Source organism: Porcincola intestinalis (assembly GCF_009696445.1).
Classification (GTDB): domain Bacteria; phylum Bacillota; class Clostridia; order Lachnospirales; family Lachnospiraceae; genus Porcincola; species Porcincola intestinalis.
Genome location: NZ_VULZ01000013.1, coordinates 38,957 through 64,869 on the forward strand (window position 1 = coordinate 38,957; position 25,913 = coordinate 64,869).

Consider the following 25,913-nt stretch of genomic DNA (forward strand, 5'->3'; position numbering starts at 1 on the left):
ACTTTCACCGGCTGTCATCGAAACAACAGAAGAAAGGGTTTGTGTTTTTATGTTTTATAAAACGTATCTCATCAAGTATGGTGAAATCGGCGTAAAGGGGAAGAACCGCGCTTCGTTTGAGGAGGCACTGGTCAGTCAGGTCAGGGCGGCATTAAGCAGGATCGGCGAGCACTTCCACGTTTGGAAAGAGCAGGGCCGGATCATCGTGGATGTTCTCGGGGATGAAAAGGAGACAGACGCTGACGAAATAATCCGGGAGCTTCAGACTGTCTTTGGAATTGTCGGGATCTGTCCGGTTGTAAAAGCACCTCTGGGGACGCCGGAGGAGATTGCACCACATGTTGTCTCCTTTCTTTCGGAGCTGTATCACCTGAAGATGGATGAACGCTGGCGCGAAAAGCACGGCGAACAGCTGGACGGATCGGCGGAGGGACTTTCGTTCAAGGTTCACTGCAGAAGGGCCAACAAGCAGTATCCGGTTGCCTCAATGGATGTCAACGCCTATCTTGGGGAAAAGATTCTTGATGCATTTCCGGGACAGATTCGTGTTGATGTACATGACCCGAAGGTGATGGTGTATGTTGAGCTTCGCGATGAGGTCTATATCTATTCGCAGGTACTTCCGGGCCCGGGCGGCATGCCGCTTGGAACCAATGGCTCTGCGATGCTTTGTCTTTCCGGCGGAATCGATTCTCCTGTCGCGGGCTGGATGATCTCGAAGAGAGGCGTCACACTCGACGCAACTTATTTCCATGCGCCGCCGTATACCAGTGAACGCGCTAAGCAGAAGGTGGTGGATCTCGCGAGGATTATATCCAGATACACAGGACCGATCAGGCTTCATGTCGTCAATTTTACGGATATTCAGCTGGCGATCTATGAAAAGTGTCCGCATGATGAGCTGACCATCATCATGAGAAGATACATGATGAGAATCGCAGAACATTTTGCCAAGGAGGATGGCTGTCAGGCACTGATTACAGGGGAAAGCCTCGGGCAGGTCGCAAGTCAGACAATGCAGAGTCTTGTCTGCACTGATGACGTCTGCAGCATGCCGGTCTTCCGTCCATTGATCGGGTTTGACAAGCAGGATATCATCGATCTTTCACTGAAGATCGGCACGTATGAGACCTCAATTGAGCCATATGAGGATTGCTGCACAATTTTTGTGGCAAAGCATCCTGTTACGAAACCGAGGCTGGATGTCATAAAGCGCTCGGAAATGAAGCTGGCGGATGGAATCGGCGAGCTGATGAAAAAGGCTTTGGAGACGGCAGAAGTGATCGAAGTGAAAGCATGATGCCCAGAACTGAGGCCGGAGAAAAGTCTGAAAGGCAAGGATGAAGTGAAAAAGCCTCTGCATCTGCAGAGGCTGCGAAAACGGAATGAGATGATCGGAAGTGAGAGAAGCCGGTATCCTCACTGAACCATGTACGGTTTCAATACTTCGAGGATGTTGTCGAGATTGTCCTCGGCATGAATGCTGAGATCGATTGGCTTTGAGAGATCAAGGCTGAAGATACCCATGATCGATTTGGCATCGATGACATATCTGCCGGAGACCAGATCAAAGTCGTTATCGAACTTTGTAATATCATTCACAAAAGACTTGACTTTATCAATCGAATTCAGAGAGATCTTTACTGTTTTCATAATTCTGTATCCTCCCAATAAGCAATAAGCCTTCTATTCTGAAGGCATTGAATCTGACCATGTGGAATACAGAAGTAGTCTATCGTTTCCAAAATCAAAAGTCAATACAATAGGGACCGGGTATATGAAACAATTTACAGGAAAAAGAGCAGCCCTCCATAATCTGGGGTGCAAGGTCAATGCATATGAGACAGATTCAATGGCAGCGTTGCTGAAGCAAGCGGGGTTTGAAATTGTGCCGTTCTCCGAGCCGGCAGATGTCTATGTGATCAATACATGCTCTGTCACCAACATTGCAGACCGAAAGAGCCGGCAGATGATTCACCGGGCAAGAAAAATGAATCCCGGGGCAGTTGTGATTGCAGCAGGCTGTTATGTACAGACTGCAATTGATAAAACAGGTCTTCAGATTGATGCGGATATCATTCTCGGAACGGGACGGAAGCAGGAGATTGTTCATGAAATCGAACGATTTGAAGAGCGAAGGGAAACTGAGTCCCATGAGGAGGTACAGGAGAGGCTGCCCGAAACGGGGAAGCAGTGCAGGGCGGATCTGTCCGTTCAATCGGTGGTGGATGTTGCAGACCTGAGGAAGCTGGAAAAACCGGAGAAGATGGTGCTGCCAAAGGTGGAGGGACATACACGCGCATATATAAAGGTTCAGGATGGCTGTGATATGTATTGCAGCTATTGCATTATTCCATATGCCCGCGGACATGTCCGGTCCAGAAAAATGGAAGATATTGTCCAGGAGCTGACGCACCTGGCAGAGGAGGGGACCAGCGAGGTTGTTCTGACCGGCATCCATCTTTCTTCCTACGGAGTAGACTTTCCGGAATCCGACGGGAGTACCTGGCAGGAACGGTCCAGGCTGATCGAGCTGGTTGAGCGGGTTGCCGGAATTGCCGGGATTGAGAGGATACGGCTGGGGTCGCTCGAACCCACAATCATTACGGAGGAGACGGCAGCGCGGCTGTCGCAAATCGGAAAACTTTGTCCGCATTTTCATCTCTCACTGCAGAGTGGATCGGACACTGTTCTGAATCGTATGAACCGGCACTATACAACAAAGGAATACAGCCGCTGTGTGTCCATCCTGAGAAAGTGCTTCGACAAGCCTGCATTGACGACAGATATCATCGTTGGCTTCCCACAGGAAACAGAGCAGGAATTCCTGGAGACGGTCGAATATCTCCGGGAGATTCAGCTCTATGAGACGCATGTTTTCCGCTATTCACGAAGAGCAGGGACACGGGCAGACCGCATGGAAGGGCAGATACCGGAGGTGGTTAAAGCCCGGAGGGCACAGGTGCTTGAGAACCTGAACAGGAAGAATCAGATTTCATTTATCGCTGGAAAGAATGGTGCAAGGGCGGAGGTTCTCGTAGAAGAACGCTATGATGCAAGCGTACCGAATGCGGCGCAGCAGGACATGAAGCTGTCACAGGGAATGGAGACAGCCGTGAAGCTGATTCCGGCCCAGGAGAGCTCAGCTGACGGGAACATTGTCTGGTATGCGGGGTATACAAAGGATTACATCCGGGTTGCGGTTCCGTCCGCAACCGATATCCGGGGCAGGATTATCCGGGGAAGTCTTGCTGTTGAAAGTTCAGCATCGTTAGTATAGAATAAGGTCAGCTTAGTATGATATCGGCACGCAGGGGCGTGCAAGGGCAGAAAGATATGGCAGATATTTACAGCACTCAGTACTTTAATGTTGACAATGATCCCGAGTTGAAGGTCAAGAAGATCCTTGAGCTTGTGTACAATGCGATGACAGAGAAGGGGTATAATCCGGTCAATCAGATTGTCGGATATATCATTTCCGGAGATCCAACGTACATTACCAGCCATAAGAATGCCCGCAGCATGATCATGAAGGTGGAGCGTGATGAGATTGTGGAGGAACTGCTGAAGGAATATATCCGCAATCAGTCATGGAAGAGTGGTTCATGATGGCAGCGGCAGGGAGTGTCCGGGCACTGGGACTGGATTTTGGGGCAAAGACAGTGGGCGTTTCAGCCGCAGATGCGCTTGGCGTCACAGCCCAGGGGCTTGAGATTATTCGGAGGAAGAGTGAAAACAAGCTGCGCCAGACGCTTGCCAGGATCGATGAGCTGGCCAGGGAAAGAAGTGTGGAGGTCATTGTACTTGGCCTCCCGCGCACAATGGGCGGAAAGCTCTCCGAACGGACGTACCGGACACTGAAGTTCGGAGAGATGGTTCAAAAAAGGACAAATCTTCCTGTTGTATATTGGGACGAGCGGCTGACAACCGTCGCAGCGGATCGGACGATGCAGGCGACTGCGGTGGCAGAACAGGACCGGAAGACGTATGTGGATGAAATTGCAGCGATGCTGATCCTGCAGGGTTATCTTGATTGTGTACATCATTCCGGAAACGTTCCCGAAACAGATGCCGAGGCTCTGATTGCAGCATATGAGTCAGAACATTCCGGGACTGTGGCATAAGCGGGAGAGAAGGACAGGGTACGGAGCATGGAAAAGATTTGTTTTACACCGCCTGACGGGAGTGAGGCGGTCTGGTTTTATGTACTGGAGCAGACCAGAATCGGCGGGCACAACTATATTCTTGTGTCAGATTCCGAGGAAGGAGATGGGGAAGCCTACATCATGAAAGACATCTCAAAGGATGGGGACGAAGAGGCATCCTATGAGTTTGTTGACAGCGACCAGGAGCTTTCTGCTGTCTCAGGGGTTTTTTCGGAGATGCTGGAGGACACAGACCTGGTCTGAGTGGCAAAAGGTACTTTTGACGCTCATATCACAGTATTAAACAGTATTAACAAGAAAGGATTAAGGAGGATTCATTGGGACACACAACCAGTAAGTTAAAGGTAATTCCGCTCGGCGGCCTCGAGGCCATCGGCATGAATATTACCGCATTTGAGTATGAAGACAGCATCATTGTCGTGGATTGCGGTCTCGCATTTCCGGAAGATGACATGTACGGCATTGATCTGTGTATACCGGATATCACCTATCTGCTCGACAATGCAGCAAAGGTGAAGGGCTTCGTGTTCACACATGGGCATGAAGATCACATCGGAGCACTCCCGTATATTCTGAAGCAGCTGAATGTTCCCATCTATGCGACAAAGCTCACGATGGGGCTGATAGAGTTGAAGCTGACGGAGCACGATCTGATCAGGACGACAAAGCGGAAAGTTGTCCATCCAGGGCAGTCGATTAATCTTGGAAAGTTCCGGGTGGAGTTCATCAAGACCAACCATTCGATTCAGGACGCAGTGGCTCTTGCGATTACATGCCCGGCCGGGACAGTCATCCATACAGGAGATTTCAAGGTGGATTTCACACCGGTCTTTGGGGATGCGATAGATCTTCAGCGCTTAGGGGAGATCGGTAAAAAGGGCGTCCTCGCTCTTATGTGCGATTCGACCAACGCGGAACGGCCGGGCTATACGCCGTCTGAGAGCACGATTGGAAAAGCGTTCGATCAGATTTTTGGCGAGCATAAGAGACAGCGGCTGATCGTCGCTACTTTTGCATCCAATGTGGACAGGGTACAGCAGATCATCAATACCGCCAACAAGTACGGCAGGAAGGTTGTCATCGAGGGGCGGTCGATGGTGAATGTGATCTCTGTCGCGGAGGAGCTCGGGCGTATCACCATTCCTGAGAACACGCTGATCACGCTGGATGAGATGAAAAATTATCCGGATGACAGGATTGTTCTGATTACAACTGGGAGCCAGGGAGAGTCCATGGCGGCGCTTTCCAGGATGGCGGCAGGTCTGCATAAGAAAGTGCAGATTAAGGCCGGAGACCTGATTGTCTTCTCTTCTAATCCGATCCCGGGCAATGAGAAGTCTGTCTCGAAGGTGATGAACGAGCTGTATGAGAAAGGCGCTGATGTGATCTTCCAGGATACGCATGTATCGGGGCATCCATGTCAGGAGGAGATCAAGCTGATCTATTCGCTCGTCAGGCCGCAGTTTGCGATTCCGGTTCACGGGGAAGTCCGCCACAGGGTTGCGCAGGCGAAGGTTGCCCGGCTTCTCGGATATGATTCGAAGCACATCATCATGATGCACAGTGGCGATGTCCTGGAGCTTTCTGATAATCATGCAGCTATCGCAGGGCATGTCCAGAATGGCCCGATTCTCGTAGACGGGCTGGGCGTCGGTGATGTAGGCAATATTGTACTGAGAGACAGACAGCGGCTTGCGGAGGATGGCATCATCATGGTGGTGATGACACTTGGCTCCAGGAGCCGGGAGATTCTGGCAGGCCCGGATATTGTTTCACGGGGATTTGTCTATGTGCGGGAGTCTGAGGAACTGATGGACGAGGCGCAGGAGGTTGTAGAGGACGCTGTGGAGAAGTGCCTGAGGGGGAAGTCTTCCGACTGGGGCAGGATCAAGACAGCGGTCCGGGATGACCTTGGAGATTTTATCTGGAAGCGGACAAAGCGCAATCCGATGATTCTTCCGATTATCGAGGAAGTCAGTGAGTGATGCAGTCAGACAAGGAAGTTCAGAAGTATACGGATGCGCTTCTTGGCGCCATTAAAGACAGTCAGGCGTATACGGACTATGCCGAGGCCCGGGAGGAGATTCTGAAGTATCCGGACAGAAAACAGAAGGCTGACCAGTTCCGCCGGGAAAACTATATTGCCAGGAATTATTCGGGGGATGAGGCTGCCGGAATGCGTGAGAAACTCTACCGGCAGCGGCAGCAGCTGCGTCTGGATCCGGTTGCGGATCGTTACCTGAATGCCGAGCTGGTCTTATGCAGGCTTCTGAAGAACAGCGCGCTTCAGATTCTGAATGTGGCGGAGCTCGACCTGTCAGGGATGGACGATATTCTTTGAATCGTACGGAATGTGTGTTTTCAGGTTGAGCGATGAACGAATTATGATGGAGGTGGAAGCTTGCAGGAGCGGATCTCTGCATATCTTCATTCTCTGAGCTGCGGCCAGGGAGCCTATCTTGACAGCATACGACAAAAGGCGGAGGCCGGAGGCGTTCCAATCATCAGAATTGAGATGGAGAGCTTTCTGGCCTCATTTCTTGAACTCGTGAAGCCTGTGTCGATCCTTGAAGCCGGTACAGCGGTGGGTTACTCTTCCATGTTGATGGCAAAGCTGACCGAGATGAGCGGAGCCCGGATTGATACGGTGGAAAAAGATGACAGTCGTTATCGCGAGGCATGTGCAAATATCAATGCTTCTCCATGGGAAAACAGGATTCATCCGATTCACGGGGATGTTCAGGACGTGTTCCATTCCCTTGTAAAGGAGGGGAAGAAGTACGATTTTATCTTCATGGATGCGGCGAAAGGGCAGTACATACGCTATCTGCCTGATGCAGCAGCGCTTCTTCGAACAGGAGGTGTTCTGGTATCCGACAATGTCCTGCAGGATATGACAATTCTGGACTCTCATTTTGCGCTTGAGCGCAGGGAACGGACAATTCACAAAAGGATGCGGGATTATCTCTATGAGCTGACGCACCATCCCGGGCTGCTTACAACAGTTGTGCCCATCGGGGATGGCGCGGCAGTGACGATCAGGAAAGAGGATTATGCATAATGAGAAGAATATGCCGGAACTGCTCGTTCCGGCATCGAGTCTTGAAGTTCTGAAAATTGCGGTTATCTATGGAGCTGATGCTGTCTATATCGGTGGGGAAGCGTTCTCACTCCGTGCAAAGGCACATAACTTCTCAGACGCGGAGATGAGAGAAGGTATCCGCTTCGCCCACGAGCGAGGTGTGAAGGTCTATGTGACGGTGAATATCATTGCGCACAACGAAGACCTTCAGACACTGGATCCTTACCTCCTGGAGCTGCAGGATATAAAGCCTGATGCGCTGTTGGTTGCGGACCCCGGTGTATTTATGAGATGCAGGAAGCTATGTCCTCAGATTCCGATCCATATTTCCACTCAGGCGAATAATGTGAACTGGGAGACGTTCCTATTCTGGCACAGCCTTGGCGCAGAACGTGTGGTCTGTGGAAGAGAATTGTCTTTGCAGGAAATTCAGGAGATTCGTGCACACATTCCGGACGACCTGGAAATTGAGGCATTTGTGCACGGCGCCATGTGTATCTCTTATTCCGGAAGGTGCCTGTTATCTAATTTTCTGGCGGGAAGGGACGCAAACAGAGGAGAGTGCTCCCACCCTTGCAGATGGAAGTACTCGATTGTGGAGGAGACACGACCGGGTCAGTACATGCCGGTATATGAGAATGAACGGGGAACCTTTATTTTCAATTCGAAGGATCTCTGCATGGTTGAGCATATTCCGGATATGATTCATGCCGGTATTGACAGTCTGAAGATCGAAGGACGGATGAAGACAGCCCTTTATGTTGCGACGGTAGCACGTACTTACAGAAAGGCGCTGGATGACCTGAAGGCGGGCAGGGCTGTCTATGAGTCAAATATGGACTGGTATCGGGAAGAGATACGGGACTGTACATACCGGGACTTTACAACCGGGTTCTTTTACGGAAAACCGGGGACAGATGCTCAGGTGTATGGGAGCAATACCTATATTCGCAACTTCATATATCTGGGGTGGGTCAGAGAAATCCTGGAAATCGATCATAAACAATATGTTGTGATCGAGCAGAAAAACAAATTTTCTGTCGGCGACAGAATTGAAATCATGAAACCGGATGGCAGGGATATCAGCGTGACGGTTGAGGAGATCCGGGATGAGGATATGATGGAAATGGAGAGTGCGCCTCACCCATTGCAGAAGCTGTATATCAGGCTGTCCGGGGACGCAGAGACATATGATATTCTGAGGACCCAGGAGAGTGATGGACTGCGGACATGAAAATATCAGTGCTGCGGTTAGAGGAAAGTGTTTGGCAGGAAGGTGAGCGTTGTTCGGGAAGGTGTGATTCCGTTGGAAAAGAGTCATCCGAACGGGCAAAATGGATGAAGGTGAGGCAGACAATGTCCCGGAAAGCGGCTTATCGGTTTCTGCTTGGTGAGATCATGACAGCCTTCCCCGGACTTGAGAAGGAGTATGGGGGATGCCGACTGCTGACAGATTGTGGGTTTGCCGGAAGCAGCGGTGAATCAATGATCAGCCCGTTCGTGAAGGATGCGCTTGGAAAGCCCTATCTGCCCGGGCATCCGGAGATTCTGTTTAATCTCAGCCACAGTAAGAATGGCTATGCGGCTGTCGTTGTATCAGATTCAGCTGAGACATCTGCCGTCGGTATCGACATCGAGGCACGGTTTCCTTATCGGGAGCTGCTTGCACGTAAAATCTGCAGTGAATCTGAGAACCGCATGATCCGGGAGGCATCCTCGGAAGATGAAAAGAAACGGCTGCTGAACCTGTTCTGGAGCCGCAAGGAAGCAATTCTCAAGTGCGAGGGAACAGGTATCCGTCAGGACCTTCGTCTTGTTGATTGCCTCTGTCTCTCCAGAAGCTGTGAACTTCGCGAAGAAATGAATGAGGCTTATACGCTTGTGGCATGTATAAAACGCAACAGGAAGACAAGATAAGGGACAGGCAAGCGTGCGGATTTGTCATGACAGTGTAATAGAACTTCGGGCATACCGGTTCCGGGAGACTTCCTGAACCGCATTCCGTACCTGCAGGTTCAGAATTCCCTCTGTGAGCTGTGTCATTGTCAGGCCTGTTTCTTCAAGCAGCTGGTCAATCCCTTTCGCATCCAGTTCAAGCTTCTCGAAAATCAGTTGTTCTACTTGTGTGAGGCTGGAAGGTGCTCGGGAATGCCTGGAGCAGGCATGATCATCGTTTGAATCCATGTACCTGTTCTCGTTCTCCGCGGGAGTGTATGTTAATCCGTTTCTCTGGCAGACCTCCTCCACAAACTGTTCCACGGATGTCAGAATGCCTGCTCCCTGTTCAATCAGATGATTGCAGCCATAGCTCAATTCATCACCAAATCTTCCTGGGACCGCATAGACATCCTTTCCCTGATCAAGCGCCAGATCGACCGTGATCAGAGAACCGCTTTTCTTCCTCGCCTCTACAACGATGACGGCATCCGCCAGTCCGCAAATCAGCCGGTTCCGTATTGGAAAATGGCCGGGAAGCGGTGGGGTAGCCGGACCGAATTCCGAAATGACCCCGCCGCGATCAGGCAGGCTTCTGTACAGACGGCTGTTCTCCGGTGGGTAACAGATATCGGCTCCGCTTCCAAGAACCGCAAAGCTTCTGCCGCCCTCCTCAATGCAGGCTCTCTGAGCCATGCCATCAATCCCGGCAGCCATTCCGCTGATTACCTGGACTTTGTATCGGGCAAGCTGAGCGCCCAGGTATGCCGCCATCTTTGCGCCATAATGGCTGCATCTTCTTGCTCCAATGACAGCTACCGATAATACGTCCGGATCCGGTAAATTCCCTTTATAGAACAGACCATGCGGGCAGTCCACGAGTTCTCTCAGCTTTTGCGGAAAGTGACGGTCATCCTGATAGCAGAATTTCAAACCCTTCTGATGGAGAAGATCTGCACTTTTCTCCAGGCTGCAGGACTCTTTATAGGATATAAGTGAGCGGACCCATTTTTGCCGCAGCTTTTGAAAAGGTGCCATGGCTAACAGGGGGGCTTCATATACTCCTCTTGGAGAGCCGAAATATTGGATTAAGGCAAGTATTTCATTCCTTGTCAGAATCGGGCATGAGCAGAGCCACTGCCAGTACAGATCATCGCCAGGCTGGGAAAAGGCGTGCCGGTAGTCGCTTTTTTGAGTACTGTCGTTGTTCAGGCCTGATTTCTCATGCATATGCGTTTTGTCTGTTGATTCACAAAATGGAGACTCTTTGGACTGTTTCATTATGGATTCCTTTCCATCACACAGGGGACGTTCCTTATAATTCATTAATGAGGAAACATTCATATATTCAGTTTCTCAGTGCATCATCCCAGTATCTTCTGTCGACTGCTCGCAGTGAAACGGCTTCTGAGAGGTGGCGGGGCAGAATCTGCTCTTCTTCGTCCAGATCCGCGATTGTCCTGGCAACCTTCAGAATCCGATTGTAGGACCTGGCGGTCAATGACAGAGAATCGTAAACTTTCGCCATCCACCTTTCCTCTTCCTTTGTAAGGGGACAGAATCGCTTTACATCTACAGCGGACAGCTCTGAGTTGAACTGAAAGCCTGAACTCTGATACCGGGCTCTCTGTCGCTTGTGGGCTCTGTTTACCCGTTCCCTGATCTCTGCTGAGCTTTCTTCTTTTCTGCCGTCTGTCAGTTCCTCAAATGAGACTCTTCGTGCCTCTACGCACAGGTCAATCCGGTCCAGAAGCGGCATGCTGATCCTTGATAAATACTGTCTCACTTCTGCATTGCTGCACCGGCAGATGGAACGATCCGGGAAATACCCGCACCGGCAGGGATTCATCGATGCAACCAGCATGAATCCGGCAGGGAAGGAGTAACTGCCCGTGACCCGTGAAATCCGGATTACGCGGTCCTCCAGCGGCTGCCTGAGGGCTTCGATGGTCGCTTTGTCGAACTCCGGAAATTCGTCCAGATACAGAATCCCTCTGTGCGCCAGACTGACTTCTCCCGGTCCGGGAGGCGCCCCGCCTCCGCAAAGGGCAGGCTTTGTCACTGTATGGTGCGGCCCTCTGAACGGACGGACTGTCACAAGCCCATCGGAAGGCAGCGTCCCGGCGATTGAATGAATCTTCGAGACTTCCAGTACCTCTTCATCTGTCATCTCAGGCATAATTGTTGTAAGACAATGGGCTGTCATGGTTTTTCCTGCTCCGGGTGGTCCGATCATCAGCAGGTTATGAAACCCTGCAGCTGCTACCTCGGAGGCGCGTCTGAGAAGTCTTTGCCCTCTAATCTGTGAGAAATCCCGGCTTTGCCCCTTTCTCTGCAGATGCCGAACCTCTTCGATATCCGCCCGCCGTTCATAAAGACTGCCTGGCTTCAGCGCACCCTGCATGGAAAGATTCATACCTGGCACTTCAGGGGGGCCTGCTTTTGCTGCAAGAAAGCTGACAACCTGAACCAGTGTTTCTGCTCCGAGCACCCGGACACCTCGGATCATAGATCCCTCCGCAAGGTTGGCAGCAGGAACGATTACGGTTCCACAGCCACAGGACAAGGCTCCTGACACAATCTCCAGGACGCCGCGAACTGGATTGAGCCTTCCGTTCAGCCCCAGTTCCCCGATGAACAATACCCCGCACACAGATTCCGGTTGCAATGTTTCCGCAGCTGTGAGCAGCGCAATTGCGATTGCCAGGTCAAAGCTGCTTCCCTGCTTATGGAGGGCAGCGGGCGCCAGATTGACTGTGATGTGGCGAACACCGATCGACAGCCCGCTGTTTCGAAGCGCAGACCGGACGCGCTCTGCAGCTTCTTTTGTCTCCGAAGCCAGATATCCAACCATTGTAAAGGTAGGAAGTCCATCTGCAACATCTGCCTCTACTGTTACTTTTTTGCTTTCCATGCCATTGATGGCTGCTGATAAGACCGTGCTGAACATGCAGGATTCTCCTGTTGAAGAAACGATTTTTCTGTACAGCCTGCTCCATACAACGAAGAAGTCAGTGTGCGTCGGGACAGAAAGACAGGTGATCGGACGAGCATGAAGTGCCTGAAGAATATTAGAGATAGATAATCAGAGATAGAGAAAAGACGATTGATAAAGCGTTTCTCATGAAGATGGGGACAGGGTAGCATCCTTTATGAGGGCTGTCAAACAGAATTTTCTGTACGTTTTTTGTGTAGATTGCCGCACGTTTCTCGCAGTGCAAGTACAGCAGTTTGATTGATGCGGTACGGTATTGCTTGCATAAGGGGTGGCTATGGTGTATATTCTGAAAATGTTGTACAGCAATCTGCTCTGAATGGGATACATTATGGCGAAATATCTGGTAATTGTTGAGTCTCCAACAAAGGTTAAGACAATTAAGAAATTTCTGGGCAAGAATTATGAGATCATGGCTTCTACAGGCCATGTCCGTGATCTTCCGAAAAGTCAGCTCGGCTTTGATCCGGAGCATGATTATGAGCCGAAATATATCACGATCCGTGGAAAAGGAGAAGTTCTGGCTGCGCTTCGCAAGGAAGCGAAAAAGGCGGATAAAGTTTTCCTTGCAACGGACCCTGACCGCGAGGGAGAGGCCATTTCCTGGCACCTGCAGGCAGCCCTGAATCTTGACCCGGAAAAGACGAATCGGATTACGTTCAATGAGATTACGAAATCCGCTGTGAAGGAAGCGCTGAAGCATCCGAGGCAGATTGATATGAATATGGTGGATGCGCAGCAGACTCGCCGGATTCTGGACAGGATGGTAGGATACAGGATTTCACCGCTTCTGTGGGCGAAAATCAGAAGGGGACTGTCAGCCGGGAGGGTACAGTCTGTCGCACTGCGGATTATTGCCAAGCGGGAAAACGAAATCAGTGAGTTTATCCCGCAGGAATTCTGGACACTGGGGGCTGAGTTTGCGCTGCCTGGACTGAAAAGCGGGCTTGAAGCCCAGCTGGCCGGCAAGGAGGCAGGAGGAAAGTATACCAGAATCAGTCTCACAAGCGGTGAGCAGACCGCCGCAATCAGAGAGACACTGTCCGGCGCTTCATTCTGTGTCAGCACCATTAAAAAGGGAGAGCGGACCAGAAAAGCGCCGCTCCCATTTACAACCAGTACTCTTCAGCAGGAGGCTGCCAAGTCTCTGAACTTTCCGACTCAAAAGACGATGCGCCTGGCACAGCAGCTCTATGAGGGGGTTGATCTTGCCGGCTCTGGAACGGTCGGTCTGATTACATATCTGAGAACGGATTCGACGCGTATCTCTGATGAAGCTAACGACGCGGCAGCTGCCTATATTTCCAGTCATTTTGGAGAAGCCTTTTTATCTGAAGAATTAAGAAACCGAATCAACCATTCGCAGGGAGGTGCGGCAGGACAGAAGAGTGTGGCAGGGAAGGTGCAGGAACCTTCCAACAATGGTGTACACATTCAGGATGCCCATGAAGCCATCCGGCCCTCCGATATCAGCAGGACGCCGGCTGAGGTGAAAGAAGCACTGACAAGAGATCAGTTCCGACTGTATCAGCTGATCTGGAAACGGTTTGTAGGAAGCCGTATGGCGCCAGCAAAGTATGAGACTCTTCAGATCCGGATTGCTTCAGATGAAGTGATGGAAAGTGACTTGATGAGGAGCGGTGCACAGAAGCACGCAGGGGAGAATGCAGAAGAGCCGCAGGGCGGTGGGGCCTGCCGTTATATCTTCTCGACGAGCTCCAGCCGAATCCTGTCGGAGGGATACCTGACCGTTTATACAGAGACAGACGAAGAGAAGAAGGGGCAGCCTGTTCTGACTGAGAAGCTCACCGAGGGAGAGCAGCTGGAGCTGTCGAAGATGAAGGGGGAGCAGCATTTCACACAGCCGCCTGCGCACTATACGGAAGCTTCGCTTGTTCATGCCCTGGAGGAGCTTGGGATTGGGCGTCCGTCCACATATGCACCCACTATCACAACACTTCTTGCAAGACATTATGTAACGAAGGAGAAGCGAAACCTCTACATTACGGAGCTTGGAACAGCAGTCGATGACATTCTCAGGAAGTCTTTTCCGGAGATTGATAATGTCCAGTTTACAGCCTACATGGAATCCATGCTCGATTCGGTTGCGGAGGGGAGAACAGACTGGAAGACCATTCTGCGTAATTTCTATCCGGATCTCGACAAGGAAGTTCAGCACGCCGAGGAAACGCTTTCGAAGGTGAAAGTTGCGGACGAGGTGTCAGATGTCGTTTGCGACAAGTGCGGGCGGCGCATGGTCGTGAAGTACGGGCCGCATGGCAAGTTCCTGGCATGCCCCGGATTTCCGGAGTGCAGGAATACAAAGCCCTATTTTGAGAAGGCAGGGGTCCCCTGCCCGAAGTGCGGGCAGGATGTTGTCATCAGACGTTCAAAGAAGGGCAGAATTTTCTATGGCTGTTCGAATCCGGAGTGTGATTTTATCTCCTGGAACAAGCCTTCCACAGTCAAATGTCCGGAGTGTGGCAGTTATATGGTCGAAAAAGGAAACCGTCTGCTCTGCTCCAACCAGACATGTGGGTTTATTCTCCCGAAGAAGACAGAAGAGAAAGACAACAAATAATTATATTATGAAAAACCAGATAATCTATTGAAAAGTCTAAAATTGTCTGTTAAAATCTCTTCGACAAGACGATGTGCACGGAAGCAGCGCTTTCCGTTCAGGAGGGAAATCATGAGTGTTGAGTTACTGGATAAAACAAGAAAGATCGGACAGCTGCTTCATAACAACAGCTCAAGTAAGGTTGTCTTCAATGATATCTGCGCGGTGCTGACAGATATTCTGGAATCGAATGTCCTTGTCATCAGCCGTAAAGGAAAGGTTCTGGGGGTCGGGCTCTCGGATCACATCGAGGAATTGAACCAGCTGATTGTTGATCATATCGGGGATTTCATAGATGAGATGCTGAATGAGCGCTTCCTGAACATCCTCTCGACGCAGGAGAATGTGAATCTTGAGACGCTGGGATTTACAGGAGAGAATCTTCATAAGTTTCAGGCAATTGTCGACCCGATTGAGATTGCGGGAGAACGTCTGGGAACTGTTTTCATGTACCGGATCGACAAGCCATTTGAGATTGACGATATTATCCTCGCCGAATATGGGACAACGGTTGTCGGTTTGGAGATGATGCGTTCTTTGAATGAGGAAAGCGCAGAGGAAAACAGGAAGGTACAGATAGTCAAGTCTGCGATTAATACACTGAGCTATTCAGAGCTGGAGGCGATCGTACATATTTTTGATGAGCTGGGAGGATCCGAAGGAGTGCTGGTTGCGTCCAAGATTGCAGACAGAGTCGGCATTACGCGCTCCGTCATCGTGAATGCGCTTCGAAAGTTTGAGAGTGCAGGTGTTATTGAGTCAAAGTCATCCGGCATGAAGGGAACCTACATCAAGGTACTGAACGATGCCGTGTATGATCAGCTCAAGGAAATCAAGAAAACGAAGAAACTGTAAAACTGAAAAAAGCAGCAGACTGGCTCCGGAGGTATCTGCAGAATGCGGGATCTTCGGAGTTTTTCTATGTGTATTTTAAAATGAAGATATATAGAGAATAATTGAGGATAAATGAGAATTAATACAATATACGCTGAAATATAAAAAATGAGGATACTTGCAATCTTCGCTGATTTTGTTATTATAGGCAATGTGATTTAGCACTCGAATATAGTGAGTGCTAGCAATAATAAATGACATCAGAGTAATGGAATCAAGAGGATGTGTCAGGAGGTATTGGTTATGAAACTCTATCCGTTGGGTGACAAAGTTGTCCTGAAGCAGCTTGAAGCTGAGGAAACTACTAAATCCGGAATCATTCTGGCAGCAAAGAGTCAGGAAAAGCCGCAGGAAGCGACCGTTCTCGCAGTGGGAGACGGAAAGGTCGATGGCAAGGAAATCGCAATGACGGTGAAGGAAGGCGACAAGGTTGTCTATTCCAAATATGCCGGAACAGAAGTTAAACTTGGTGAAGAGGAGTATGTGATCTGCAAGATGTCCGACATTCTTGCAAAGGTTGAGTAAGAGACGCAATGCGGTTTGAAGGGACATTAAAGGAGGATTAAAACAATGGCAAAGGAATTGAAATATGGAGATGACGCCCGCGAGGGACTGAGAGTTGGCGTTGATAAGCTGGCAGATACGGTTCGTGTTACACTGGGACCGAAGGGCAGGAATGTTGTCCTTGACAAGGAATATGGCAGCCCGGTGATTACGAATGATGGTGTCACGATTGCAAAGGAGATCGAGCTGAAGGATCGCTTTGAGAATATGGGTGCTCAGCTGATCCGTGAGGTTGCTTCCAAGACGAATGATGTTGCAGGTGATGGTACGACCACAGCAACCGTCCTTGCTCAGGCGATGGTTCATGAAGGCATGAAGAACCTGGCTGCAGGTGCTAATCCGATCGTCATGAAGAAGGGGATGAAGAAGGCAACCGATGCGACCGTGAAGGCGATCAAGGAGATGAGCCAGAAGGTAAAGGGCAAGGAGCAGATTGCGAAGGTCGCGGCTGTTTCTTCCGGAGATGAGCAGGTCGGTGAGATGGTCGCTGATGCGATGGAGAAGGTTTCGAAGGATGGTGTTATCACTGTCGAGGAATCCAAGACCATGCAGACAGAGCTGGACCTGGTTGAAGGAATGGAGTTTGACAGAGGATATCTTTCCTCCTATTTTGCAACCGATACCGAGAAGATGGAAGCAAACCTGGATGATCCGTATATCATGATCACGGATAAAAAGATCAGCAATGTCCAGGATATTCTCCCGCTGCTCGAGCAGATCGTACAGTCTGGCAAAAAGCTGCTCATCATTGCGGAGGATGTTGAGGGTGAGGCCCTTACAACCCTGATTCTGAATAAGCTGAGAGGAACCTTCTCCGTTGTTGCTGTCAAGGCTCCGGGATATGGCGACAGAAGAAAGGATATGCTGCAGGATATCGCAATCCTGACAGGCGGCACAGTTATTTCTGATGATCTTGGAATCGAGCTCAAGAGCGCAACGATCGATATGCTTGGCAGAGCAAAGAGTGTAAAGGTCACAAAGGAAAACACTGTTATCGTCGATGGAGAAGGCGACAAGAACAAGATTCATGAGAGAGTCGACCAGATCAGAGCACAGATTGCGGAAACCAAGTCTTCCTTTGATAAGGAAAAGCTTCAGGAGCGTCTGGCAAAGCTTGCCGGCGGCGTTGCAGTTGTCCGTGTCGGAGCAGCTACCGAGACAGAGATGAAGGACGCAAAGTTCCGTATGGAAGATGCGCTGAATGCAACCAGAGCTGCTGTTGAGGAAGGAATCGTTGTCGGCGGCGGCGCTGCACTGATTCATGCGGCAGCAAAGGCGGCAAAGGAATTGGAAGGACTGACAGGAGATGAGAAGACGGGTGCTCAGATCGTGCTGAAGGCTCTCGAGGCGCCGCTGTTCTATATCGCAGAGAATGCCGGACTTTCGGGTGCGGTTGTTGTCAACAAGGTCAAGGAGTCTGCTGATGGAATCGGCTTCGATGCATACAATGACAAGTATGTTGACATGATCGAGGCGGGCATCATCGACCCGGCAAAGGTGACACGGTCCGCTCTTCAGAATGCGGCCTCTGTTTCCTCTGAGCTTCTTACCACAGAAGCAGTTGTCGGAGACATCAAGGAACCGGCTCCGGCAGCACCGGCACAGCCGGCAGGCGGAATGTATTGATCAGAACAGATCAATGGTCCGGCCACTGACAAAAGCTCGCTTCAGGTGATATTACGGGCAGGGGATTCCCCTGCCCGTTTTCAAACCAGATTGTTAGCACTCGACGATTGACAGTGCTAACAATCTGTGCTAGAACAAAAACACAGGGTGATCTGAAGAATTACAATCCCTTACAGGAAAGGGGGCGGAAAGGATGAACATACAGAAATTCACACAAAAATCGGTTGATGCGGTCAACCAGCTTGAAAAGGTCGCTTCTGACTTTGGAAATCAGGAAATCGAGCAGGAGCATCTGCTGTATGCACTTTTGCATCAGGATCAGTCTCTGATTGCACAGCTGGTATCGAAGATGGGAATCGATGAGCGGCTGTTTGACCATGATCTGACGCAGATGATTGAGGCACGGCCGAAGGTTTCCGGCGGGCAGGCCTATATCGGACAGTATCTGAACAAAGCACTACTTGGGGCAGAGGACGAAGCAAAGAAGATGGGGGACAGCTATGTCGCTGTTGAACATCTGTTTCTCAGCATGTTCGATTTTGCATCTCCGTCGATGCGCACATTTTTCCAGAAGGAGAATGTCACAAGAGAGAAATTCCTCCAGGCATTGTCGACTGTCCGGGGTAATCAGGTCGTCAATACAGATACACCGGAAGACACCTACGACGCTCTGGCTAAGTATGGGACGGAGCTTGTCGCGAAGGCAAAGCAGCAGAAGATGGATCCGATCATCGGCCGTGATGATGAGATTCGGAATGTCATTCGGATTCTCTCAAGAAAGACGAAGAACAACCCGGTTCTGATCGGTGAGCCTGGCGTAGGAAAGACAGCCGTCGTAGAAGGACTGGCAGAGCGCATCGCAAGAGAGGATGTCCCGGATTCTCTGAAGAACAAGAAAATCTTTTCACTTGATATGGGTGCCCTCGTGGCAGGAGCCAAGTACAGAGGCGAGTTTGAGGAACGGCTGAAATCGGTGCTGAACGAGGTGTCAAAGAGCGAGGGGGAGATTATTCTCTTTATCGATGAGCTGCATCTGATTGTCGGGGCTGGTAAGACCGATGGCGCCATGGATGCCGGAAACATGCTGAAGCCAATGCTCGCAAGAGGCGAACTCCATTGTATCGGGGCGACAACGCTTGATGAGTACCGGAAGTACATCGAAAAGGATGCGGCGCTGGCAAGGCGTTTCCAGCCTGTGATGGTGGATGAACCGACCGTGGAGGATACCATTTCTATTCTGAGAGGACTCAAGGAACGGTACGAGGTTTATCACCATGTGAAGATCACAGATGGCGCGCTCGTTGCGGCGGCGACCCTTTCGCATCGATACATCTCTGACCGGTTCCTTCCGGACAAAGCCATCGACCTGGTCGATGAGGCCTGCGCCCAGATCAAGACGGAGATGGATTCCCTTCCGGCCGAGCTGGATGAAATGAACCGGCGTATCATGCAGATGCAGATTGAGGAGACCGCACTGAAGAAGGAGACAGACAATGCTTCAAAGGAGCGTCTGGCAAATCTTCAGAAGGAGCTGGCAGATCTACAGGAAAAGTTCAAGGCTGAGAAGGTACAGTGGGAGAATGAGAAGGCAGTGGTCAGCCGCCGCAGTCAGCTGCGCGAACAGATCGAGCAAATCGGCAAGCAGATTGAGGCAGCCAAGCAGAGATCTGATCTGAATGAAGCGGCACGCTTGCAGTATGGGGAACTTCCGAAGCTGAAAGCGGAGCTTAACAAGGAGGAGGACAGCCTGAAGAAGAAGGATTTGTCCCTTGTTCATGAGGCGGTAACGGAGGATGAGATTGCTCGGGTGGTCAGCAGGTGGACCGGTATTCCGGTTGCAAAGCTGAACCAGGGCGAACGGCAGAAGATTTTGCAGCTTGGGGATAAGCTTCATGAACGTGTCATCGGTCAGGATGAGGCGGTGACAAAGGTTGTGGACGCGATCCTCAGGTCCAAAGCCGGGATCAAGGATCCGACCCGCCCGATCGGCTCCTTCCTGTTCCTCGGCCCGACCGGCGTCGGGAAGACAGAGCTTGCGAAGGCGCTCGCACAGAATCTGTTTGATGACGAGAACAATATGGTGCGGATTGATATGAGTGAGTACATGGAGAAGTTCTCCGTGTCCCGGCTGATCGGTGCGCCTCCGGGATATGTCGGGTATGATGAGGGCGGACAGCTGACAGAGGCAGTGAGACGCCACCCGTACTCGGTTGTCTTGTTCGATGAAATTGAAAAGGCACACCCTGACGTCTTCAATATTCTGCTCCAGGTTCTGGACGATGGACGAATCACTGATTCACAGGGCAGGACGGTCGACTTCAAGAATACGATCCTGATCATGACCTCGAACATCGGGTCGCAATACCTTCTGAATGGTATTGAGAAAAATGGCGTGATATCGGAGGCTGTCCGGTCAGAGGTAGATGCAGAGCTGAAGGCCCACTTCAGACCGGAGTTTTTGAACAGGCTGGATGAGATTATTCTGTTCCACCCGCTGTCGAAGGAAAATATTAGCGGGATCATAGACCTGATGATGACGGAGCTGAACCGCAGACTGAAGAGCCAGGGAGTAACGTTGAAACTGACAGAGGCGGCGAAGCAGTCTGTCATAGAGGGCGGATATGATCCGGCCTTCGGTGCTCGTCCGCTTCGACGGTATTTGCAGAAGAATGTAGAGACACTTGCTGCTAAACTGATCCTTCAGGGCGACGTGCTGGACGGAGATACCATCCTTGTAGATGCGAAGGATGGAAAGCTCAGTGCAGGAGTGGTGCATGCAGGCAAAGATGCCTGAAACAGGACAGATTACAGTGGCTGAAGAGCCGGATAGCTTCTCTTCACCGGTTCTTCAGCCAGTCGATCAGAATGGACGCTCCGGAGGTGACCGCGGCATAGAGAGAAAGCGGAAGGAGTGTCGATGCTCCGTGAAGCGTTCTGAGATAAAAGGCTGTCGGAAGGACTGCCTGCAAAGCCGGGATGATCTGAAGATCAAAAAATACCGGCGTCAGGAACAGACAGCCCATCACGACGATTGGGATCGAGGCGGAGAGAAGTGTCATCTTCCCTGTAAGGACACGGACCAGATTGCTGAATCCGCAGACTGCAGGCAGGTAGAGAAGAAATGGTGCCAGCTCTGACAGGCCGGATCCGACGCCGGAGACGGACAGTGCGATGAAGACAAAGAGACCTCCATCCAGAACCGGGATCAGGAGATACAGGTAGTGAAGCCAGGGCCTGAGCGAGGGGGACAGCCACACGAAAAGCTGCCGCTGGTTATCCTGCATCAGAAAGAGACAGGCGGCGAAGCAGATCAGGATCAGTGTGATCGCAAGAAGGCCTCTCAGCGGGGACAGATAGTAGGTGTTGAGTTCCTGGTCCTGAATCAGGTCGCCATTGAGATAGGAGAGCTGGAAAAAATTGCCGGTCACCGTGGAATCCGAAAGCAGTCTATCAAGCCAGGCATCTCTCTTCTCCTTATCGGTCGAAAAATCGTCTGCATGGACATCCATCCATGCTTTCAGAACATATCTTTCGATTTCTGGATATAGTTTTCCAAATAATTGTTCTTTTTCCATCTTCGTGACGATGTCATTGCTACCGCAGATGACGCGAATCGCGTTTTTTTGCATTCCTTTTTTGTCAACTGCCTCGGAATCAGAAGCCCCGAAGGCCTGGCCGAGGATGCTGAGTGCGCCTCCTGTACCCGATGCAGGCACAGCAGCAAAGGATGAAAACAGAGCAGAAAGATCCTTTGGAAACAGGAAGCCGAGGCGGACATCTCCGTCGAATACGGCTTGCCTGAGTTGTTTTTCATTATGATACCGGATATAACGGACTGCGCTGCCCTGATCAGACTGCGTCAGCTGAGCCAGCACCCTGGCGGTCAGCTCATCCTCTGCCTGGCCGGCGCAGACCCCGACAGACAGCAGTGATGTGCTTTCACCGGGAATCTGGCGTGCCAGCAGGGTGGTCAGCGGGATCAGGCACAGAATAAAAAGAAACAGCGGTTTTTTCAGAAAGCGGCGGTTCAGCAGGAAAGACCAGAGAAAAAATTTTTTGATAGATCTCATGCGTGACTCCATGACAGTTTTCTCTTTCTCAGACAGATTGCAAGCAGGATGAAAACAGCAGTTTCTGTCAGAAGGTATACAAGCGGGATCAGTATGCTGTTACCGCGGATCAGGCTCTTCCGGAGATAAAGCATCGCCTGCCCCGTCGGAAGATAGGGCGACAGCACCCGGATGGCTGATGGAAGGCTGGAGAGCGGATAGAAGACGCCGGAAAGGTAAGCCAGCAGAACAGAGGCCAGAAACTGAAGCAGAACGCCGGAGATAAGGCTGTCGGCGAGCTCATAGAGAAGAAGGTCCAGTGCGGCTGCCATCAGGACGACAGGAAACGCCTTCAGGGAGAAGAACAGATAGTTCCGGAAAAATCCGTGAGTTCCGCTGCTCAGCTCTGAGAAGACGATCGGCATCTTTGAAAGCCCCAGCCCGCTGGCAGGCATGAAGACCGCACCTAATAGCAGCATGAATAAAACCAGGGACAGATATTCAGATACGATCTGACTGAATGCATGAAAACCCCGGATATGCAGCAGGACCTCGATGGAATGGTCGGTGCGTATATAGTTACCGGCACACATGACACCTGTCAGGAGCACGAGCAGAAGAAACATGGCACAGAGATAATAGCTTTCAATTGTGAGTGTCCCTGCCGTTTTCATTCGCCGGAGTGTGAACATCTGGCTGCGCGAAAGCAGCTTCCGGATACTCATGTAGAGCAGGTCCGTCTGGGCATCTGAGATGTCCTCCGCACTGGTGACACCTGAAGCTGTATAAAAGTCTGCGAGCGCATAGGAGGCCGATTCCATCTGACCGATTATAACGGAGACGCAGGCTGACAGCTCGCGAATCAGAAGGGGCTCCAGCGATGCGCCCGAATCCGGAAGGATCAGCGTCATTTTAGATGAGACGTCTCCACTCAACAGTTTGTCGGTAAGTCCCTCAGGAATGATAATCACGGCATTCAGTTTTCCCTTTTTCAAAGAGGCAAGGGCGTCTTTATGGCTGAGCTGCTGAAAGCGGACTGCGACCTTGGACGGATCCAGATTCTGGAGCAGCCGGATTCCCATTTTCAGATAGGGGGATGAGTCGGAGCCGACGATTCCGATGGCTGCCTTGCTGTCCTCATCACCGGTCATCGTACTGGCCGCCTTTGAAGACTGCAGATAGAGCATAGCCCCCAGGATCAGAGCCAGCAGACAGGTCATCAGCAGCATGGCTGGATAGGTACGGAAAACTTTTTTAATCTGGAGTTCAGTATAGATAATCAGTTGTCTCATGAGTTTCACTTCCGGTCAGAGTGCATGAACCAGCTTGCCGATGTCGCCGTCAAATGTATATGGTTTCAGAGTGCCATCCTTCAGAATGAAGGTCCTGGAGCAGGAGACAATTTCCTGGATCTCATGGGAGGCCATGATGACAATGCCACCCTGTCTGCAGAATCCCTGCAGGTAGTCGAGAATGACCTGCTTGCAGACCAGGTCCAGCGCCGCGCCTGGTTCATCCAGGATCAGAATCTGCGGGTGGTTGGCAACTGCACAGCCGATGGAAACCCTTTTTTTCATGCCGCCGGACAGCTTCAGAACCTGGCGGTTCAGAAAGTCGTGAACCTGCAGGTCTCTCAGTACACCGGACTTCAGCTCCTGCGAAAGGGTGTCACTGCCTCCGGGGTACCACAGGCGCAGGTTGTCTTTCACAGAAAGCTCCTCAAGGAGCGGTGTGGTTTGGGGAACGTAGCCGACTACATGCGAACGAAGAGCAGGGCGGTGGAGAAGATCGCCGGTCTCCGAGAGAGAGGGCTCTTCAAGAAGAAATTCCCCTTCATCAGCCTTCAGTGCACCTGCAAGGATTCCGAGCAATGTCGACTTTCCGCAGCCATTCTCCCCGAGAATGCCGATTGAGGTTCCTGAGAATGCGGAGAACGTAATATCCTTCAGAACTTCTTTGTGCCGGTAGCTTTTTCGGATATGGGATATCTGGATTTTCATATATGCCTCAGTGACGATCTCTCATTGAACTGTGTCTCTCCTACTTTAACATAGAAGGAACAGGGGTGCACACAGGAAAATGTTTTTATCTGTGACAGAATCGTGTGTAATTGTTGGGCACTCTTACAGTTGTAATCCCTGAATAAGTCTGATATATTGGTCGTACTCATCAAGGAGGCAGGTATATGAAACACAGACGCAGGTTGTTCTGGGCATATGCGCTTGCAGCGGTGATTGCCCTGTCATTTGTCCTTCCGGCAGCCATTGCATCACAGCCGGATTCAGAGTCACATCCGGGAGCTTCTACAGAAAGCACGGAAGGATCCGCAGCGGGGAACGAGACGGAGACGGAAGCGCTCTCCCAGGTGATCGGACAGATTCTATCCAGAGGATATGATCTTTCGCTCGATGTAAGCTTTGAGGAGCCGATGCGGGAAGCCATTTCCAGTGCAGCGAAGGGTTTTGACATGTCCTGGGCAAAGGAAGCGGCCTTCACAGGAACATCATCCGGAAACGACGACGGAGGCATTGATGCATCCGGCACGCTTTCACTCAACGGAACCGATCTTTATGACGGAAGCATATCTGTTGACGTGAATGACCAGATTGTCTATCTGGTCTGTCCGCAGTTTCGGAAGACGCCGTTTGCCGTCGATCTGAAAAAGCTGGCGTCAGCAGCTCAGGGTGCTGCTGCTCAAACGGCAGGGAAAAGTACCGCCGGGAAGAAGGCCGTAAAAGCTGCCGGGAACTTCAAGGCCAGCTATATGAAGCTTCTCCAGGAGGGAACGGATCTGGTGAAGGGGATTCAGCCGGAGGAGTTGACGGCTTTTTCGAAGCGTTATGCGGATGTGTTCGCACAGAACGCGGAGCAGGTTGACCATGAGAAGGTGACTGTCACAGCGGGGGCGCTTTCCGAGGCAATCAGTACACACACTATCACAGTCGATCAGGATGCAATGTCAAAGATCCTTTCTGCCAGCCGGGATGCGCTTGCAGACGACAGCCTGGTACGGAAGATATTGAAGAGCGACTTTTCGGTGGATGCCGCAAACACGATCGTGACGGCAGTCAAATCAGATGGACTGTTTGATCAGGAGACGCTGTACAAGGGGTATCAGGGCCTATTAAAAAAGGCAGATGAAGGGGTTCTCTCGAAAGTTCCGGGCTTTTCTCTGACGTATGGAATGGACGGGGAGGGACGGCTGGCAAGCCTTGATCTGAACCTGCTGTATTCTGGCGTAGAGGTAAATCTGTTTACATTGAAGATGCTGGTGCACGATATCCATGCGGCGATTCAGTTTGATCTTGGTACGCTTGTATCTGCGCTTGCGGCATCAAAGTTTGGCGGAGACGCAAACGGAGAGACCGGAATTCTCCTGGAGGCTGATACAGAAGAAAATCAGTTCAATGGCACGGCTTCCCTCACAGTCGCGGGTCAGCTGCTGGGCCAGCTGGAGGCGAAGAATTTTGCGATTGATGACGCAGGGCATGGGAAACTGAACGGAAGTCTTTCCCTCACAGCCGGCGAAGCTGTTTTCGAAGCCGTGTTTTCCAGTGAGAAGGCTGGTGAAGTCAAGGTGACAGGACGGTATAATGGGACTGATTATCTGACGGTCACTGCCAGTGCAGCAGCAACGGATCATGCAAAGGTCAAGAAAATAAACCGGAAAAAAGCAATGGAGGTGTATGATCAGTCAACCTGGGATGCGTATATTAAGGACGCAAGGCTGACGAAGATGATCAGAAAACTGGCATCAGGTGGAGTCCCTGACAGCATTGTTGATACACTGACCAGTGGGGAAGCCGTGACAGAGAAATCAAGAGAGAATACAGTTGAGCGCGATGGCACCGGTGAGCTGGAGAATGGTGAAGTCGGCGGTGCGGATATTGGGCATGACAAGTAACTGCAAAAAAATTGTAATGAATAAAAAAAGGGGCATCGGGATGTGTTCAATCCTGGTGCCCCTTCCTGTATGGAGTTG

General features: G+C 51.0%; 22 protein-coding genes. 16 read left to right on the plus strand and 6 right to left on the minus strand.

Annotated elements, in window-relative coordinates:
• Nucleotides 1–49: 49 nt before the first annotated feature.
• Nucleotides 50–1,300, plus strand: coding sequence for a tRNA uracil 4-sulfurtransferase ThiI (gene thiI / locus FYJ35_RS11405; protein WP_154526643.1), 1,251 nt, complete (start codon nucleotides 50–52; stop codon nucleotides 1,298–1,300).
• Between the two features lie 119 nt (nucleotides 1,301–1,419).
• On the opposite strand, the gene FYJ35_RS11410 is transcribed toward thiI, so the two are convergent.
• The gene (locus FYJ35_RS11410) at nucleotides 1,420–1,653 is read right to left on the minus strand and encodes an HPr family phosphocarrier protein (protein ID WP_154526645.1); all 234 of its coding nucleotides are present in this window, start codon (nucleotides 1,651–1,653) and stop codon (nucleotides 1,420–1,422) included.
• 124 nt (nucleotides 1,654–1,777) lie between these two features.
• On the opposite strand from FYJ35_RS11410, the gene mtaB reads away from it, so the two are divergent.
• From mtaB to FYJ35_RS11455, 9 genes are all read left to right on the plus strand, one after another.
• Nucleotides 1,778–3,280: a tRNA (N(6)-L-threonylcarbamoyladenosine(37)-C(2))-methylthiotransferase MtaB gene (gene mtaB / locus FYJ35_RS11415; protein ID WP_154526647.1), complete on the plus strand. Its 1,503-nt coding sequence runs from the start codon at nucleotides 1,778–1,780 to the stop codon at nucleotides 3,278–3,280.
• A gap of 56 nt (nucleotides 3,281–3,336) precedes the next feature.
• Entirely contained in the window at nucleotides 3,337–3,609 is a 273-nt protein-coding gene (locus FYJ35_RS11420; protein WP_154526649.1) for an IreB family regulatory phosphoprotein, read from the plus strand.
• Nucleotides 3,609–4,124, plus strand: coding sequence for a Holliday junction resolvase RuvX (gene ruvX, locus FYJ35_RS11425; protein ID WP_154526739.1), 516 nt, complete (start codon nucleotides 3,609–3,611; stop codon nucleotides 4,122–4,124). The genes FYJ35_RS11420 and ruvX overlap by 1 nt, the downstream gene beginning before the upstream one ends.
• Nucleotides 4,125–4,151: 27 nt before the next feature.
• Nucleotides 4,152–4,409: a DUF1292 domain-containing protein gene (locus FYJ35_RS11430; RefSeq protein WP_154526650.1), complete on the plus strand. Its 258-nt coding sequence runs from the start codon at nucleotides 4,152–4,154 to the stop codon at nucleotides 4,407–4,409.
• 74 nt (nucleotides 4,410–4,483) lie between these two features.
• Nucleotides 4,484–6,151, plus strand: coding sequence for a ribonuclease J (locus FYJ35_RS11435; protein WP_268892551.1), 1,668 nt, complete (start codon nucleotides 4,484–4,486; stop codon nucleotides 6,149–6,151).
• A complete protein-coding gene (locus FYJ35_RS11440) occupies nucleotides 6,151–6,507 on the plus strand; it encodes a YlbF family regulator (protein ID WP_154526652.1) in 357 nt (118 codons plus the stop codon). The genes FYJ35_RS11435 and FYJ35_RS11440 overlap by 1 nt, the downstream gene beginning before the upstream one ends.
• 60 nt (nucleotides 6,508–6,567) lie before the next feature.
• Complete coding sequence (locus tag FYJ35_RS11445; protein WP_154526654.1) at nucleotides 6,568–7,227, plus strand: O-methyltransferase; 660 nt, start codon at nucleotides 6,568–6,570, stop codon at nucleotides 7,225–7,227.
• Nucleotides 7,220–8,482, plus strand: a complete 1,263-nt coding sequence (locus FYJ35_RS11450) for a peptidase U32 family protein (RefSeq protein WP_235906558.1) — start codon at nucleotides 7,220–7,222, stop codon at nucleotides 8,480–8,482. The genes FYJ35_RS11445 and FYJ35_RS11450 overlap by 8 nt, the downstream gene beginning before the upstream one ends.
• A 122-nt stretch (nucleotides 8,483–8,604) precedes the next feature.
• Nucleotides 8,605–9,165 carry a 4'-phosphopantetheinyl transferase family protein gene (locus tag FYJ35_RS11455; protein ID WP_205839820.1) on the plus strand — a complete coding sequence of 187 codons (561 nt, stop codon included), beginning with the start codon at nucleotides 8,605–8,607 and terminating at the stop codon, nucleotides 9,163–9,165.
• A gap of 24 nt (nucleotides 9,166–9,189) precedes the next feature.
• Here FYJ35_RS11455 and dprA read toward each other — a convergent pair whose 3' ends face one another.
• On the minus strand, nucleotides 9,190–10,221 hold the full coding sequence (dprA, locus tag FYJ35_RS11460; protein ID WP_205839821.1) for a DNA-processing protein DprA: 1,032 nt from the start codon (nucleotides 10,219–10,221) through the stop codon (nucleotides 9,190–9,192).
• Nucleotides 10,222–10,531: 310 nt separating this feature from the next.
• A complete protein-coding gene (locus tag FYJ35_RS11465) occupies nucleotides 10,532–12,133 on the minus strand; it encodes a YifB family Mg chelatase-like AAA ATPase (protein WP_154526660.1) in 1,602 nt (533 codons plus the stop codon).
• A 376-nt stretch (nucleotides 12,134–12,509) separates the two neighbouring features.
• Between FYJ35_RS11465 and topA the strand changes: the two genes are divergently transcribed.
• The 5 genes from topA (at nucleotide 12,510) to clpB (ending at nucleotide 20,676) form a co-directional block, all read left to right on the plus strand.
• The gene (gene topA, locus FYJ35_RS11470; protein WP_154526662.1) at nucleotides 12,510–14,759 is read left to right on the plus strand and encodes a type I DNA topoisomerase; all 2,250 of its coding nucleotides are present in this window, start codon (nucleotides 12,510–12,512) and stop codon (nucleotides 14,757–14,759) included.
• 111 nt (nucleotides 14,760–14,870) lie between these two features.
• Nucleotides 14,871–15,653 (plus strand): GTP-sensing pleiotropic transcriptional regulator CodY, encoded by a 783-nt coding sequence (gene codY, locus FYJ35_RS11475; protein WP_154526664.1) that lies wholly within the window; start codon nucleotides 14,871–14,873, stop codon nucleotides 15,651–15,653.
• Nucleotides 15,654–15,935: 282 nt separating this feature from the next.
• Nucleotides 15,936–16,217, plus strand: coding sequence for a co-chaperone GroES (locus tag FYJ35_RS11480; RefSeq protein WP_154526666.1), 282 nt, complete (start codon nucleotides 15,936–15,938; stop codon nucleotides 16,215–16,217).
• A 45-nt stretch (nucleotides 16,218–16,262) separates the two neighbouring features.
• Nucleotides 16,263–17,882, plus strand: coding sequence for a chaperonin GroEL (gene groL / locus FYJ35_RS11485; RefSeq protein ID WP_154526668.1), 1,620 nt, complete (start codon nucleotides 16,263–16,265; stop codon nucleotides 17,880–17,882).
• Between the two features lie 193 nt (nucleotides 17,883–18,075).
• Nucleotides 18,076–20,676, plus strand: coding sequence for an ATP-dependent chaperone ClpB (clpB, locus tag FYJ35_RS11490; protein WP_154526670.1), 2,601 nt, complete (start codon nucleotides 18,076–18,078; stop codon nucleotides 20,674–20,676).
• A 43-nt stretch (nucleotides 20,677–20,719) separates the two neighbouring features.
• Here clpB and FYJ35_RS11495 read toward each other — a convergent pair whose 3' ends face one another.
• The 3 genes from FYJ35_RS11495 to FYJ35_RS11505 are packed head-to-tail and all read right to left on the minus strand — an operon-like array spanning nucleotide 20,720 to nucleotide 23,931.
• Nucleotides 20,720–21,952 (minus strand): hypothetical protein, encoded by a 1,233-nt coding sequence (locus FYJ35_RS11495; RefSeq protein WP_154526672.1) that lies wholly within the window; start codon nucleotides 21,950–21,952, stop codon nucleotides 20,720–20,722.
• Nucleotides 21,949–23,223, minus strand: coding sequence for an ABC transporter permease (locus FYJ35_RS11500; RefSeq protein WP_154526674.1), 1,275 nt, complete (start codon nucleotides 23,221–23,223; stop codon nucleotides 21,949–21,951). Before FYJ35_RS11500 ends, FYJ35_RS11495 begins: the two co-directional genes overlap by 4 nt.
• Before the next feature lie 15 nt (nucleotides 23,224–23,238).
• Nucleotides 23,239–23,931, minus strand: a complete 693-nt coding sequence (locus tag FYJ35_RS11505; RefSeq protein WP_154526676.1) for an ATP-binding cassette domain-containing protein — start codon at nucleotides 23,929–23,931, stop codon at nucleotides 23,239–23,241.
• Between the two features lie 185 nt (nucleotides 23,932–24,116).
• On the opposite strand from FYJ35_RS11505, the gene FYJ35_RS11510 reads away from it, so the two are divergent.
• Entirely contained in the window at nucleotides 24,117–25,835 is a 1,719-nt protein-coding gene (locus FYJ35_RS11510) for a hypothetical protein (protein ID WP_154526678.1), read from the plus strand.
• Nucleotides 25,836–25,913: the final 78 nt, after the last annotated feature.